We start from the raw sequence: 14,807 nt of genomic DNA, 5'->3' as shown, positions 1-14,807 counted from the left end.
GCAACCCGGGCGAGCGCCATTCAGGCCTGATCACTCATAACGCAGCGCATGCGCAGGCTGGATCTGCGCGGCGCGCCAGGCCGGGTAGAGGGTGGCCAGAAAGCTCAGGATAAAACCGGCGCTGCAGATCAGCAGTACATCACCGCCCTGCAGCTCGGAAGGCAGGTTGCTGATGAAGTAGACATCGGAACTGAATATATGCTGGCCACTTACCCGCTCGACCCAGCCCACCAGACTGCTGACATTCAGCGCGGCAATGATGCCCAGCACGCCGCCGATCAGGGTGCCGACGATACCGATCACGGTGCCCTGGACCATGAAAATCGCCATGATCTGCCGTGGTGTAGCGCCGATAGTACGCAGAATGGCGATGTCCGCGCCCTTGTCGTTGACCACCATGATCAACGTGGCAATGATGTTGAACGCAGCGACTGCAACGATCATCAACAGCAGCAGACCGATCATGGTTTTTTCCATCTTCATGGCGCTGAACAGACTGCCCTGGGTATGGGTCCAGTCGTCGGCGTGGTAGCCGGCACCCAGTGCACCAGCGATCGCCGCAGACACCTGAGGTGCCTTGTACAGGTCCTTGAGCGCCAGCCGTATGCCCTGAACCTGATCGGGCTGCCAGCGTTGCATCTGCGCCGCGTCGGCAATGTTGATCAACCCCATCGAGCCGTCCAGCTCGGCACCCACCTTGAAAATACCTACGACGGTCAGACGCTGCATGCGCGGTGTGATGCCGCCAGGGGCGCTGCTGACTTCGGGCACGATCAGCGTCAGCTTGTCGCCGATGCTCAAGCGAAAGCGGCGCGCGGTGATATCGCCAAGTACCACGCCAAATTCGCCCGGTTTGAGGTCTTCGAGGCTTCCGCGCGTGATGTGCCGAGTGACGATCGACACCTCATGCTCCAGCGCCGGGTCGATACCACTGATCTGGATCGGCTGCATCGAGCCTTTGTAGGAGAGCATGCCCTCCATGTCGGTGAACGGCACGGCGGCGGTGACTTCAGGATTTTTCAGCGCAGCGTCGGCCAGCGGCTTCCAGTCGTCTACCGGCGTGGCACCCGCGATGACCGCGTGCGGCACCATGCCCAGAATCCGCGAGCTCATTTCCCGCTGAAAACCATTCATGACCGACAGCACCACGATCATCGCCAGCACACCGAGTGCCAGACCGATCATCGAGGTCATCGAAATGAACGATATGAAGCTTTTACGGCGTTTGGCGCGGGTGTAGCGCATGCCGATGAAGATGGGTAACGGTCTGAACATTCGCGAAGCACCGTGGGAAAAAAACACCGTATAAAAACGTAGAACCCGGCGCGATGAAGTGCGCCGGGCCGGTCAATCACGCCTCGACGAGGCGGCCGTCTTCCAGATGCAGGACACGGTCCATTTGCCTGGCCAGGCTCATGTCGTGGGTCACGATCAGAAACGCCGTGCGCGATGAAGTGCTCAATTCACGCATCAGGTCCTGAATGCCCTGGGCTGTGTGGTGGTCAAGGTTGCCGGTCGGCTCGTCAAGCATTACCAGGCCGGGCTGATTGATCAACGCACGGGCAATTGCCACACGCTGCCGCTCACCACCGGAAAGCTCCGAAGGCTTGTGCGCCAGACGATGGCCGAGACCGACACGTTCCAGCAATGCAGTGGAGCGTTTGCGTGCCTCGGGAATCGCGGTATTACCGATCAGCAAGGGCATGCAGACGTTTTCCAGTGCCGTGAATTCGGGCAGCAGGTGGTGAAACTGATAGACAAAACCCAGCGCCCGGTTACGCAGCAGGCCGCGGGCCTTTTCGCCCAGCGCCGACAGTTCTTCGCCTGCCAGCCAGACACTGCCTTCGGACGGCGTGTCCAGACCGCCCAGAAGATTGAGCAAGGTACTTTTACCCGAGCCCGAACTGCCGACAATCGCGACCCGCTCGCCAGGATGCAGCTCCAGTTGCAAGCCGGACAACACCACGACCGACTCCGGACCTTCCTCGTAGGATTTACCCAGGTTGCGGCAACTCAATACTGCTTTATCAGACATGCCCGACTCACTCATAACGTAACGCCTCCGCCGGCTGGGTGCGCGCAGCACGCCAGGCGGGATACAGGGTGGCGAGGAAACTCAGGACCAACGCCGCACCGCAGACCTGGAACACGTCCTGGGCCATCAGTTGCGAAGGCAGGTAATCAATGAAATAGACATCGGCGTTGAGAAACTTATGGCCGATCAACCCTTCGAGCGCGGAGATGGCAGCACTGACATTAAGCGCTGCGAGGATGCCCAGCGCCGCGCCGATCAACGTGCCGACCACACCGATCACCGTGCCCTGCACCATGAAGATAGCCATGATCTGCCTCGGTGTAGCGCCCAGTGTACGCAAGATGGCGATGTCGCCTTTCTTGTCATTGACCACCATGACCAGCGTGGAAATGATGTTGAACGCCGCGACAGCCACGATCAGCAGCAGCAACAGACCGATCATGGCTTTTTCCATGCGGATGGCCTGATAGAGGTTGCCATGGGTGCGCGTCCAGTCACGGGAATAGAAGGTGTTCTCGCCCAGTTTCCGGGCGATCTCCCACGAGGTACGTGGTGCCGCAAACAGGTCGTCGAACTTGAGGCGCAGGCCCTGCACCTGATTGGGCTTCCATCGATGCAGACGGGCCAGATCGTCGAGATTGGTCAATCCCAGAAAGCCATCGATTTCGCCGGCGCCAACGTGAAAGATGCCGGTCACTTCAAAACGTTTCATGCGCGGAAACATGCCCGCCGGCGTGACAGTGACTTCAGGCGCAACAAAGGTCAGTTTGTCGCCTACCACGACGCCCAGTTTGGCAGCCGCCTTGTCGCCGATCATGATGCCAAAACTTCCCGGAGAGAGGCTGTCCAGCTGGCCCTGCCTGATGAAGTGGTCAATGATCGATACCTTGCGCTCTTCGGTCGGATCGATGCCATTGAGCAACACCTTCTGGACCTTGCCGTCATGGGTCAGCAAGCCCTGCATCTGGGTGAACGGCGCAACGGCCAGCACCTGAGGGTTCTCCTGAACCCTGGCGGCCAGGCCCCGCCAGTCGGTGATCGGGTCAGCGGATTCGATGGTCGCGTGTGGCACCATGCCCAACACACGGGTACGCATCTCGTGATCGAAACCATTCATCACCGATAACACGACTATCATCACCACAACGCCAAGTGCGAGGCCGATCATGGACGTCAGGGAAATGAAGGAAACAAAATGATTGCGTCGCTTCGCACGTGTGTAGCGCGTGCCTATAAATACAAAAAGAGGTCTGAACATGTAGGAATTTGTTCGCAGGAATGAGGACGTCCATGTGGCGGGCCTTGACGTGCAGCTTTACACTCGAAACTCTCTGACCACCGCCGCTAGCTTGGGTTCGCCATGTCGACATTAGATGAAGCAGGACGCCGCGAATACTACCGTATCGACGACAGCGTCGCACTGGAAATTAACCCCCTGTCCGGTGCCGACCAGGCAAGCCAGGACGCCATGCAGGATACTTCGACGCTGTTCGACCTGCTCAGCGAGCTGCATGTCAGCGAGTTCGAATCACAGCATTTGATGCGCCAGCTCGATGAGCGCGACCGGGTGCTGAACAGTTTTCTCAAGTCGCTGAGCAAGCGTATCGACCTGCTGGGCGAAGTGGTCGCACACACTGCGCTGGGCAAACTGGGGGCTCCGCAACCGGTAAAGCTGTCCGAAGGCGGCATTCAATTCAATTCGCAACAAGGTTTTGCCGTGGGCGATCAACTGTCGCTCAAAATGGTACTGATGCCTCAGGCAGCAGGCCTGATGTTGCGTGCCAGGGTCAGCCAGTGTGACGCACGCGCGGATGGCGGTTTTGACGTCAGCACCGATTTCGTCAACCTGCCGGACGCTCAACGCCAGTTGCTCGCACGCCATGTGCTGCAGCGGCAGGCCCAGCATCGACGTCAAGCCCTTGAACAAGGACAGCCATCCGGCAACTGAGCGCTCGAAATACCTTGTTTCACCTAATCACTACACACCAGCAGTGAGCGCCTTAACGGCCAGGAGTAAACGTGACCCTTATCTACGGCCACCGCGGCGCCAAGGGCGAAGCACCGGAAAACACCCTGACCAGCTTTCAGGAATGCCTCAAGCATGGCGTACGCCGCTGTGAACTGGACCTGCACCTTTCGAGGGACGGCGAGTTGATGGTCATTCATGACCCGACCCTCAAACGCACTACCGACCGGCGCGGCAAGGTCAATGAGCATCTTGCCGCCGATCTGGTGACCTATGACGCACGCAAGGGCGGACCTGGCTGGGTCTCGCCCTGCCCTGTTCCGCGTCTGGAAGAACTCTTCGAACGGTGTGATTTCGAGCACTGGCAACTGGAAGTCAAAAGCGCATCACGTACCCGCGCAGCCAACACCGTGCTGGCGATTCGTGAAATGGCCCAGCGTCATGGCTTGCTGGACAAGATCACCATCACTTCCAGCTCACGTGAAGTGCTGCGCGCAGCCCTGGACCTGACGCCGGACATCTCGCGAGGACTGGTGGCCGAATATGCCTGGCTCGATCCCTTGAAGGTCGCGCAGAGTTACGGCTGTGAAATTCTGGCATTGAACTGGACACTGTGTACCCCGGAGCGCCTGCAGAAAGCACAGCGTCAGGGCCTGCATGTGTCAGTGTGGACAGTCAACGAGCCTGCACTGATGCGCAGGCTCGCTGATTTCGGCGCCGACAGCCTGATTACAGACTTTCCCGGTTTGGCCACCGCCACGCTCGGGAATCGCTGAAATCGGTCTCCCCGGCCGGCTCAGGCCACCGGCCGGAGTCGCTTAAAAAAGCCGGTTGAGGCCGTCGTATGCAGCAACCCGATAGGCTTCGGCCATGGTCGGGTAGTTGAACGTGGTGTTGACGAAATACTTCATCGTGTTCGCTTCACCCGGCTGGCTCATGATCGCCTGGCCAATGTGCACGATCTCGGACGCCTGGTCCCCGAAGCAATGCACACCGAGCACCTCGAGCGTCTCGCGGTGGAACAGGATTTTAAGCATCCCGACCCGCTCCCCGGAAATCTGCGCACGGGCCATGCCTTTGAAGAACGCCTTGCCTACTTCATACGGCACCTTGGCCTGGGTCAACTCATGTTCGTTCTTGCCGATCGAACTGATCTCCGGAATCGTATAGATACCGGTCGGCACGTCGTTGACATAGCGCCAGCTGCCATTGTCGACCATGCTGCCAGCCGCCGAACGGCCCTGATCGTAGGCGGCGCTCGCCAGACTTGGCCAGCCGATGACGTCACCCGCACCATAGACGTTGGACACGCTGGTGCGGTAGTTCTCGTCAACCTCGATCTGGCCACGACCGTTGGCCTTCAGACCGATGTTTTCCAGACCCAGCTTGTCGGTGTTACCGGTACGGCCATTGCACCACAGCAACGCGTCCGCCTTGATTTTCTTGCCGGACTTGAGGTGCAGAACAACGCCGTTGTCCAGTCCTTCGACCTTCTCGTATTCTTCGTTATGGCGAACCATCACGTTGTTGTTGCTGAAGTGATAACTCAGTGCCTGAGAGATTTCCGAATCCAGGAAGCTCAGCAACTGGTCACGGTTGTCCACCAGCTCGACCAGAACGCCCAGACCACTGAAGATAGAAGCGTATTCGCAGCCGATCACGCCCGCACCGTAAATGATCAGCTTGCGCGGCGTGTGCCCCAGACTGAGAATGGTGTCGCTGTCGTAGATACGCTTGTGACTGAAATCGATGTCGGCAGGCCGGTACGGGCGCGAACCGGTGGCGATGATGATCTGGTTGGCAACCAGTTTCTCCACCACGCCGTTGCTGCAGACCACATTGATGCTGGTTTCGTCGGCGAAACTGCCAGTGCCGAAAAAAACGTCGACCCGGTTGCGGGCGTAATAACTGGTGCGCGAGGCCACTTGCTTGGAAATGACCATCTCGGCGTTTTTCAAAACATCCGGAAACGAAAACCAGCGCGGCTCGCCAATGGCACGAAACATCGGGTTGGTGTTGAACTGAATGATCTGCTTGACCGAGTGACGCAGAGCCTTGGACGGAATGGTGCCCAAATGGGTGCAGTTGCCGCCCACCTGCCGACGGCTGTCGACCATGGCGACCTTGCGCCCCGCCTTGGCGGCATTCATTGCCGCGCCTTCTCCGGCAGGGCCGGAACCCAGTACCACTACGTCGTAGTTGTAGACAGCCATGCGTACTCCTTTAAACAGACCGAGGCGCCACTCTGGCATCTCTGGCTAAATCACGCGGCGCAGTCTAGCGCTGCACCGAGGCGGCGAACATTACCCCTTGGTCGCGTCGAAGGCCAATTTTTGTCTGTATCGGTGCGAGCAACCGGGCGATTCAATTACCGCGGCTGCTCCACAGCCAGACGATCAAACGACGCGTTGCTGCGGATGATAAAGCGCTTATCGGCACGAATCACAAAAAAAGCAGGGATTTTATGTTCTTGCGCATAACTCCAGCCCCGCTGCGGGCCGAGAATCAACAACAGCGATGACAGGCCGTCGGCCATCAGCGCCGAGGGGTGAATCACCGTTACCGATGCCAGGCCATGGTGGACGGGCTGGCCGATCACTGCATCGAGTGTGTCTGAAATACGCCTGCGCCCGCCCTCACCGTCCAGGTAGCGACGGTAATCCCCCGAGGTAGACAGCGCATAGCCATTCAGAGGGAATACTTTTTGCGCGACATTGCCATCATCGCGCGGCGCATCAAGGGTCACCCGCCAGGGCGAACCATCGGGCTTGAGTCCATTGACTTTCAGCTCACCTGTGGCGTGCACCAGATAGTCGTGCAGACCGAGCGCTTCCATGCGCTCGCTGATGCGATCGACCGCATAACCAGCAGCAATGCTGTTGAGGTCCACTTGCACAGCGGCGCTCTTGCACAACTGTTTCCCGACAATGCTCAGACTGCGATAGCCCACCATCGCCCGGGCTCGCGAGAGTTGGCGAACCAGCGGCATTTGTTCGAACAGCGCATGAGCCCCCAACCCCCACAGGTCCATCAGCGGTTTGACCGTCAGGTCAAACGCTCCGTCACTTTCCCGCGACAACTGCTCGCCCACATCAATCAGTTTCAGAACCGCTTCAGGCATGGTCCGGCAGCTATTGGCAGGCAATGCATTAAAGAGTTCGATGTCCGAATCACTGCGCCAGAGCGACATATGTTGATCGACTTCGGCCAGAATGGCCTCTACCTCCGGGCGCACGACCGCAGGCTCAGGCTGCCCGGAGGCACGCACATACACCACCGAATAGTGACTGCCCATCGCTGGCCCACCGAAGCTTTCAAGCTTGCGCTCCTGGCCGCAACCGCCGCACACCAGCAACACGAGGCATCCTGTAACCCTGCCAAACCCACGCAAACCCATGCCCCGCACTGTAAAAACCATTCCGAGTGACCTGCCGTGATCAACGGTCAAGCCAGAAAACTGTCCCTGAAAGCCTGCCCGGATAATCGATCAACCATCCCGATACGAGGCAGAGCAGAATATTGAGTGGTCGACGACGCACTTATGGTTCCCGCGCAGCATGTCTGCTCATCCGGTTTCATCCAGTCAACACGCCGTACGACGCTCAAGCCTCTCACCTGTCAAGCGTCTGTTAACTGATAGCAAATCGCCGAAACGGTTGTCTTTGAGCCCTGTTACACATACTGTTACAAATGTGCATCGCCAGTCGCACACACGTAATGGCGATGTAAACGGGATAACAACGACAACGGACTCCAAGCCGATGAGCCTGAGCGAGTAACTAAATGGCCTCCACAACAAGTAAGGGCAAAGCGATCTTTCGCGTTGTCAGCGGTAACTTCCTCGAGATGTTCGATTTCATGGTCTATGGCTTTTACGCCACGGCCATTGCCAAGACCTTCTTCCCCTCCGACAGCGCATTCGCTTCGTTGATGCTGTCTCTGGCGACCTTTGGCGCAGGCTTCCTGATGCGCCCGCTGGGCGCGATCTTTCTCGGTGCCTACATCGACCGTCACGGACGTCGCAAAGGGTTGATTATCACCCTCGCAATGATGGCAATGGGCACTTTGCTGATTGCATGCGTGCCGGGCTACGCCACGCTGGGTGTCGTGGCACCCTTGCTGGTGCTGCTCGGTCGCCTGCTGCAAGGCTTCTCGGCGGGTGTCGAGCTGGGTGGCGTTTCGGTGTATCTCGCCGAAATTTCGACGCCGGGTCGCAAAGGTTTCTTCGTCAGTTGGCAGTCCGCCAGCCAACAGGCGGCCGTGGTATTCGCCGGCCTGCTGGGCGTTGGCCTTAACCATTGGCTGAGCCCTGAGCAGATGGGCGAATGGGGCTGGCGCGTGCCGTTCCTGATCGGCTGCCTGATCGTGCCGGCGATTTTCATCATCCGCCGCTCGCTGGAAGAATCACCCGAGTTCGAAGCCCGCACACATCGCCCGACATTGCGTGAGGTGGTGCGCTCCATCAGCCAGAACTTCGGCCTGGTGCTGGGCGGCATGGCGTTGGTGGTCATGACGACAGTGTCGTTCTACCTGATCACGGCCTATACCCCGACCTTCGGCAAGAACGAACTGAATCTGACTGATCTGGAAAGCTTGCTGGTGACGGTCTGTGTCGGCGTCTCGAACTTCATCTGGCTGCCGATCATGGGTTCCTTCTCGGACCGTATCGGCCGCAAGCCTTTGCTGATCGCGGCAACCGTGCTGGCTATTGCCACCGCCTATCCTGCGCTGTCATGGCTGGTAGAGCACCCCAGCTTCAGTCATCTGTTGATGGTCGAGCTGTGGTTCTCGTTCCTGTACGGGTCATACAACGGGGCCATGGTCGTGGCGCTGACCGAGATCATGCCGGTCGAAGTCCGTACCACCGGCTTCTCGCTGGCGTACAGCCTGGCAACCGCGACCTTCGGTGGCTTTACGCCTGCGGCTTGTACGTACCTGATCCACGAACTGGGTAACAAGGCAGCTCCTGGCATATGGCTGACCGGTGCAGCTGTGTTGGGTCTGGTTGCGACGCTGGTGCTGTTCCGCAAGGGCGGGCAAAAGCTTGAGGCCCCCGGAGCCACTGCCACCGCTTGATTAAGGGCGGCATCGGTAATCTGTCACAGGTGAACGAAAACCCCGGAACGAGTTGAACTCGGCCGGGGTTTTGCTTTTTCAGACACCGCGTTTCCAGGGGCGGAAGCTAAGCCAGAGCAACACGCCGGGCAATTGCAACGCTACCATCAGGCCCAGCGACCACTGATAGGCCTCAAGCGGATGACCGGCACCCTGCGCCGCAGGCCACAGATTGAGTACCACGCCCATCAGCCACTGAAGAAAAAACGCCAGCACGAACACCACCAGGTTGAACGACGAACTGACCCTGCCCGCCAGTTCTGGCGACACCGATTGCGCCACGATGGCGTAGTTCATGGTCGTCGAGGTGCCGAAGAAGCTGAAGCCCATGGCAATCAGATAAGGCGATACCGGCAAGCCGCTGGCCATCAACACCTGGAAGCCGATGAAAATGACCATCCCGGTGCCACAGATCATGATCGGCTGTACGCCGAACCTGCGCAGGTAATCGGTGATTGCGCCGAACGTCAGAGACCCCGCCACCATCGCGATGGCCCCGAACAACAGCACACTGGCCATAGCGGAATCACTCAAACCTGCCATGTCGCGCAACCACGGTCCCATCCACAATGACAGCACCGACATGTAGATGGCGTGTGCGAACACCGAGTACAACGCCAGACGCCAGAACGTCCAAGACGAGTACAGTTTGCCGACCGCAGCAAACATATCGCTGTATCGAGTATTTTTGCTCTCGTAGGCTTTGGGAACGCTGAAATGTATGACCACAACCACACAAAAGGTCAGCAGCGCCAGAACCAGAAACGCTTCTCGCCAGGTCAACCAGCTCAGCAACGCATGCAATGGTGTGGTCGACGCCATCGCGCCCAGCCCGCCAATCGACAGCAGGCAAGCGGTGCTCAGCGGCAAACGCTCGACCGGCAACCAGATGGCACACGCCTTGATCGCACTCATCAGCGAACCCGCCACCCCCAGGCCGATCAGACCACGCCCGATCAACAGCCCGGTCTCGGTACTGGAGACACTGAAAATGACCGAACCGGCGACCGCGAACAACAGCATCGGCGCCTGCACGCTGCGCGGGCCATAACGGTCGAGCATCACGCCAAGCGGAATCTGCGCGGCTGCGAAGGTGAGAAAGTACACGCCGGTCAGCAAACCCAGACTGCTGGCGGGCAAGCTCAGGTCGGTTTGCAGATCGACGTAGATCACCGCATTGACGGTACGAAACAGGTAGGAAACAAAATGCCCCAGGCCAAAGGGGATGAAAATTGTCAGAAACAGCAAGAAGAAGCTGCTCTTGAGCTTTTGCTGCGAAGCGTCCAGAGCCGAACTGTTATTCATCACGCGTTACTCCATCGTCCCTAAAGGTTGTACGTATTTCACAACAGAAATGCCCGCGCGCTTCTTCGAGCCACAGTTGGTCCGGAGCAGGACACATCTCGGAAAACTTGACGTGCCCCGCTTTCTTCATCGAATTACTGACACCGTCGAGTGACAACGGGTTATCGAAATCAATGAAAATCGGCTTGGGTTCGATATCGATCTTGGCGAACACATAACGGGGCAAACCGTGCTCGAAGGCCCATGCTCGCCATGCCAGCACGTCGTCGAGCTTGTCCACACTGAATTCAGAACACGGAAGTTGCTCTGGACTGAACCGCCACGAAGCGCGTTTGTACAAGGTCTTGCCCAAGCCTATTCGGCGTCGGTCGTCCTTGGCCACGACGCTGCCAGCCAAGGCAAAACCCAGTCGGTGCATAGGAGTGGGATACACGCACACTAAGTCTTCGCTGAATTGGCCGGCAATATCCTCGACGCGCAAACGCCCCTCGCTCATGACAAGACGAGCACGGCCAGCGGCAAAGCGCTGATCCGCCGGCACGCAACCGCCGCCAGAAGGCAGTATCAGTTGCTGGTAGCACTCAAGCAAAGGCCAATCGATATGCGAGCGCTGATAACTGTCCGGCGAGTCGGCGAGCACCAGACGAGGTCCGTCGAATATTTGCCGAACCTCCCGCTCGATCTCTTTATTGAAAGGTCCGAAAGGCTCTGCTACCGGCTGGCTGAGGGTGTGCACGCCCGGATGGACCTCTCCGAGAATGATTGAGTAGTCGCCCTGGTTCAGCGCATCTGTCGAGGTACTGGAAATCAGGAAATCCGGAGAGTGAAAGTGGCTGCCGAATACGCTGAACGTCCGAACATCCAGACGCGTGTTCAGCTCGACGATCAGCCGCTCTACGTCCTCATGGGTCAACTGCACCTGTTCAGGGTCGTGTTTATCGCTCAGGACCTGCTGCCAGGCGTCTGCCAGCACTACGTCCAGTTCCTCGATAATGCCGGCCTCGGCGTGCGCAATTACTGGCTGCACAGCGCCAAGAAAGGCCAGGAAGTTCACCGGATTATGCTCGTCCTCTGCCTGCAGGCGTTGCCATACCTGAGCGTAAAAACCATGCAGTTGCCGGGCGCATGCCTTGATCAGCCATTGATGAATGCGCATCAACGGCGCCAGATCGGCATTGACCTGATCAAGCAAGGCGCCACCCAGACTGATATCGATATTGCGCGAGCAATCCTCGTAGACCGGGTAGCGACCCACATACATGGCGCCGCTCTCACGCGAAATATCCACGCCGGCTTCGCCAAGCAGCCGATTCAACTTGTCGAGGCTGGCAATGCGTACGGCCAGATCGCCTGTCGCATAGTCTTGCCGAATCGCTTCAAGGCCCGACAGACGTTCATGCCACTGAGTGCGAAAGTCATCCGACAGGCGCGCGTCGGCCAGAAAAGTGTGCAGCACCTGAACAGGATTTCGCTCCCTGGGGGAAATTTGCCAGCCGCGACGCACAATCTGCTGGGCGACCAGATGATCGATCAGGTCGCGCAATTGCCCGGCGCTGACATCCTGCAACTCGGCCTGCAACCCGAACAGGGTCGGTACCACAGTGCTCTGACACTGAATGTAACCCAGCACTCTGGAAGTCAAGGCACTGACCTGACGACGTTTGTTGACGGGCAGATGCAACGTGTCTTGATTCAAAAAACAGCCTGGGTTGAGGTGCAACGGCATGAACTGCACATCAACGCACTGGCAATTCAACTGTTCGACCAACCGCTGTACAACCCAGCTCTCGAAAAAGGTATGGCGTTCTCTGATCCAGCCAGGGCCGTGTTGCGTGATACGAACATGCTCGACCTGCGTACGATCAAACCGCCCCCAGGCCAGCGGGCCGAAAAAACTCGACGTATCATTTTTTGAACAGAATCGCTGCGCATAGCTCCAGGCCAGGCGCAGCTTCTGCTTCTTGCGGCTGTCAGTTCTTGCATGGCGCTCTTGCCTGAGCTCCTGAAGCCGGGTCAGCGCGGTCGGGTTGGAGATGAACAAGGCCTGCTCGACGTCTTCGTCGCCCACGAAATCAATCAGGGCCTGCCGCGCGCTTTCGAGAAACACGGCATATTCCTGATCCACTTCGGCACGTTGCTTGAGCCGGCCAAGCAGCTCGTTCCAGTGCGCCAATTCATCCACTGCGTCATCACGCAACGCCTCGGGAAGATCAGACACTTGCAGCGGCAGGTTTTCATTCAGCTTGCGGATCAGCTTGCGACAGGCCTGAGGAGAATGGCTTATGGACTTCTCCAACAGTCTGTCGCGTAGAGTATTCAGGGAGCGATAATCGGTTTCAAAATCCTTCAGCAACGGCAATGCGGCCATTCTCCCCAGGCGGGTCAGGTGATGCACCGCAAACCCGGTCGAGCGAAGCCAGAAATAGAGTGAGCTTTCCATAGGCTACAAAGGCTTCCTTATCGCGTTGAGCTGTTCCAGCCTGTCCAGCAGCGCCAGGTCTGCGCTACCCGGTACGGACGCCGAGTCCGAATTGATCAGCATGAACAGTCCGGCAGCCGACTGAGGTTGCTCCAGGCAGTTGTAAAGCCGGGCAGCCTGCGCGTTGATCAAAGTGAACTTGTGACGGGCCTGAAGCGTGGGAAGGTTGATCAGCACGTGCTCGGTATTCTCGGGCAGACGTGTCAGGCCCAACTGATCCTTCTGTCTGAGCCAGCCCGACAGGGCAAAACGTGTTTCGTAAAGACGAGCCATTGACGTGCGGTGATAACGGTTGTCTGCCGGCAATGATTCAGGATCGACCAAACCCCGATACAGCCGAACCGATTCGCGCTCCAGCCGCATCAGATCAAGAATTTCAGGATAACCCTGCAGCTCATGCGCCTCGGCAAGGAAACCCAGCACATCATCACAATAGGTATAGACCTGCGGCCCGTAATCGCGCCACTGCCTGTCACGCAGGAAAGCCTTCGATTGCGCATTCAGATCCACATTGATATGAAGCAACGCCCGCAACGACAAGGGTGCCCCGGTCTCCAGCGCGTTCAAAAAAGAGTTCACCAGCCGGAACTGATAGTTCTCGACGAACCATTTGACGCGGTCAAACTGCTGCGCATACACCGAGAGAATGTTGCTCTCGGACTCGCTGAAACCTGACAACCAGTGCGTGGCATCGGTAGCCGAAAACAACTGCGCCTGAAGGCGCTCATCACGCAGAACGCGCCGCCACAGTTTCCATACCTGTTCAGCTTCCATACTGACGCTCCTGCGGATGCCTGTTGTAACGATTCCAGATTGCCTGAGCACGCTGGACATCCCTGACGATCATCGACTCGTCGGACGCATCCATGACTCTCGTCTGGGCATGATGCGCCTGCCCCTGATACTCAAGAATCACAGCAGAGGGCTGTGCACGCGAAAGCAGGTCTTCGTACAAGTCCCAGACCGGCTCGGGCACGCAGGCGTCATGCCAATCGTGATACAGACCGCCGTGCCAGCTTCCTCCGGCCAGATGCACCGAAATCACCTTGTCCAGCGGCAGCGTGTCCATGTAGTCCTTCAGATCGAAACCTTTCAAATTAAGGTGGTTGGTGTAAATGTTGTGCAGGTCAAGGTGAAGAAAAGTCCCTGAGCGCTGCACCAGTCTTGCCAGAAACTCGGCCTCACGCATTTCGGCGCCTGGGCATTCAAGGTAGTAGGCGGCATTTTCATGAGCCAGCGGCATGCCATAAAGCGCCTGCAACGACTGTGCGCGATCGGCACAACGTGTCACTTCGGCTGCGGAGAACTGAATGGGGCTGCTCCAGATATCCAGCCAGGACTGGTCCCCATAGAAGCAATGGTTGGCCACCCACGGGCTGTTGAGCATTTTTGCCAGAGGTACATGACGCTGCACCGCCGCTGTTTCTTCGAGGGCACTGAAACCAAAATCGCAGCCGTAATTGGAGTGGGCCAGCAAGGTAAACTTTTGCCCTAGCCGCTCGATCATTGCCTGGGCAGAAGGCTTGATAATCTGCGGGCCATCCATGGGCGCCATGATGTTATCGAGCAAAATCTCCAGAATATCCACCTGGATATCCTCGAATGGAAACCAGTCCAGTATTTCGGGGTTGTACTGGATACCCACACCGATAGGCGCGGGCTTGACGAAATCAGGCATGGCTAACACTCGCACTGATGAAAGAAGCCCCCCTGCGCACCTCTACAATCCGGCACGCAGGAGGGCACGGCGCACTCAGGCGAAGACCTTGCTCTCGATGACTTCAATGTCATCCAGGTCAAACTCTTCAAACAACACCTCCTCTGTGGCCAGCGGAGTGTTTTCGAGATGTTTTACATCGTCAGGCGCTTGCTGGTTTTCAACGGACTGCACGTTGGGTTGTCCCATG

General features: G+C 58.0%; 13 protein-coding genes. 3 read left to right on the top strand and 10 right to left on the bottom strand.

Annotated features, from left to right (window positions below; genetic code table 11):
- Nucleotides 1-30: 30 nt before the first annotated feature.
- From MME58_RS09725 to MME58_RS09715, 3 genes are all read right to left on the bottom strand, one after another.
- Nucleotides 31-1,275 carry a lipoprotein-releasing ABC transporter permease subunit gene (locus tag MME58_RS09725; RefSeq protein ID WP_055006536.1) on the bottom strand — a complete coding sequence of 415 codons (1,245 nt, stop codon included), beginning with the start codon at nt 1,273-1,275 and terminating at the stop codon, nt 31-33.
- Between the two features lie 76 nt (nt 1,276-1,351).
- On the bottom strand, nt 1,352-2,035 hold the full coding sequence (gene lolD, locus MME58_RS09720; protein WP_183139104.1) for a lipoprotein-releasing ABC transporter ATP-binding protein LolD: 684 nt from the start codon (nt 2,033-2,035) through the stop codon (nt 1,352-1,354).
- A 7-nt stretch (nt 2,036-2,042) separates the two neighbouring features.
- On the bottom strand, nt 2,043-3,293 hold the full coding sequence (locus MME58_RS09715; RefSeq protein ID WP_054984974.1) for a lipoprotein-releasing ABC transporter permease subunit: 1,251 nt from the start codon (nt 3,291-3,293) through the stop codon (nt 2,043-2,045).
- 102 nt (nt 3,294-3,395) lie between these two features.
- On the opposite strand from MME58_RS09715, the gene MME58_RS09710 reads away from it, so the two are divergent.
- Both MME58_RS09710 and MME58_RS09705 read left to right on the top strand, forming a co-directional pair.
- A complete protein-coding gene (locus MME58_RS09710; protein WP_055006538.1) occupies nt 3,396-3,983 on the top strand; it encodes a PilZ domain-containing protein in 588 nt (195 codons plus the stop codon).
- A 71-nt stretch (nt 3,984-4,054) separates the two neighbouring features.
- On the top strand, nt 4,055-4,777 hold the full coding sequence (locus tag MME58_RS09705; RefSeq protein WP_055006539.1) for a glycerophosphodiester phosphodiesterase: 723 nt from the start codon (nt 4,055-4,057) through the stop codon (nt 4,775-4,777).
- 42 nt (nt 4,778-4,819) lie between these two features.
- Here the strand turns inward: MME58_RS09705 and sthA are convergent, their stop codons facing one another.
- A complete protein-coding gene (gene sthA, locus MME58_RS09700; RefSeq protein WP_055006540.1) occupies nt 4,820-6,214 on the bottom strand; it encodes a Si-specific NAD(P)(+) transhydrogenase in 1,395 nt (464 codons plus the stop codon).
- A gap of 155 nt (nt 6,215-6,369) precedes the next feature.
- Nucleotides 6,370-7,359, bottom strand: coding sequence for an FAD:protein FMN transferase (locus MME58_RS09695; protein WP_054984978.1), 990 nt, complete (start codon nt 7,357-7,359; stop codon nt 6,370-6,372).
- Nucleotides 7,360-7,784: 425 nt separating this feature from the next.
- On the opposite strand from MME58_RS09695, the gene tcuC reads away from it, so the two are divergent.
- Nucleotides 7,785-9,077, top strand: a complete 1,293-nt coding sequence (tcuC, locus tag MME58_RS09690) for an MFS transporter (protein WP_054984979.1) — start codon at nt 7,785-7,787, stop codon at nt 9,075-9,077.
- A gap of 78 nt (nt 9,078-9,155) precedes the next feature.
- Here tcuC and MME58_RS09685 read toward each other — a convergent pair whose 3' ends face one another.
- The 5 genes from MME58_RS09685 to tglA all read right to left on the bottom strand — a co-directional run bounded on the left by MME58_RS09685 (nt 9,156) and on the right by tglA (nt 14,806).
- Nucleotides 9,156-10,421, bottom strand: a complete 1,266-nt coding sequence (locus MME58_RS09685) for an MFS transporter (protein WP_054984980.1) — start codon at nt 10,419-10,421, stop codon at nt 9,156-9,158.
- Entirely contained in the window at nt 10,414-12,861 is a 2,448-nt protein-coding gene (locus MME58_RS09680) for a lantibiotic dehydratase (RefSeq protein WP_055006541.1), read from the bottom strand. The genes MME58_RS09685 and MME58_RS09680 overlap by 8 nt, the downstream gene beginning before the upstream one ends.
- Before the next feature lie 3 nt (nt 12,862-12,864).
- The gene (locus tag MME58_RS09675) at nt 12,865-13,674 is read right to left on the bottom strand and encodes a hypothetical protein (RefSeq protein WP_055006542.1); all 810 of its coding nucleotides are present in this window, start codon (nt 13,672-13,674) and stop codon (nt 12,865-12,867) included.
- Complete coding sequence (locus MME58_RS09670) at nt 13,664-14,578, bottom strand: MbnB/TglH/ChrH family RiPP precursor modification enzyme (RefSeq protein ID WP_054984983.1); 915 nt, start codon at nt 14,576-14,578, stop codon at nt 13,664-13,666. Before MME58_RS09670 ends, MME58_RS09675 begins: the two co-directional genes overlap by 11 nt.
- A 75-nt stretch (nt 14,579-14,653) precedes the next feature.
- Complete coding sequence (gene tglA / locus MME58_RS09665; protein ID WP_162838979.1) at nt 14,654-14,806, bottom strand: 3-thiaglutamate biosynthesis pearlin carrier peptide TglA; 153 nt, start codon at nt 14,804-14,806, stop codon at nt 14,654-14,656.
- Nucleotide 14,807 lies beyond the last annotated feature (1 nt).

Origin of the sequence: Pseudomonas syringae pv. tagetis (genome assembly GCF_022557255.1) — a bacterium.
Taxonomy (GTDB): domain Bacteria; phylum Pseudomonadota; class Gammaproteobacteria; order Pseudomonadales; family Pseudomonadaceae; genus Aquipseudomonas; species Aquipseudomonas caricapapayae.
This window is presented reverse-complemented; position numbering and strand designations above follow the sequence as displayed.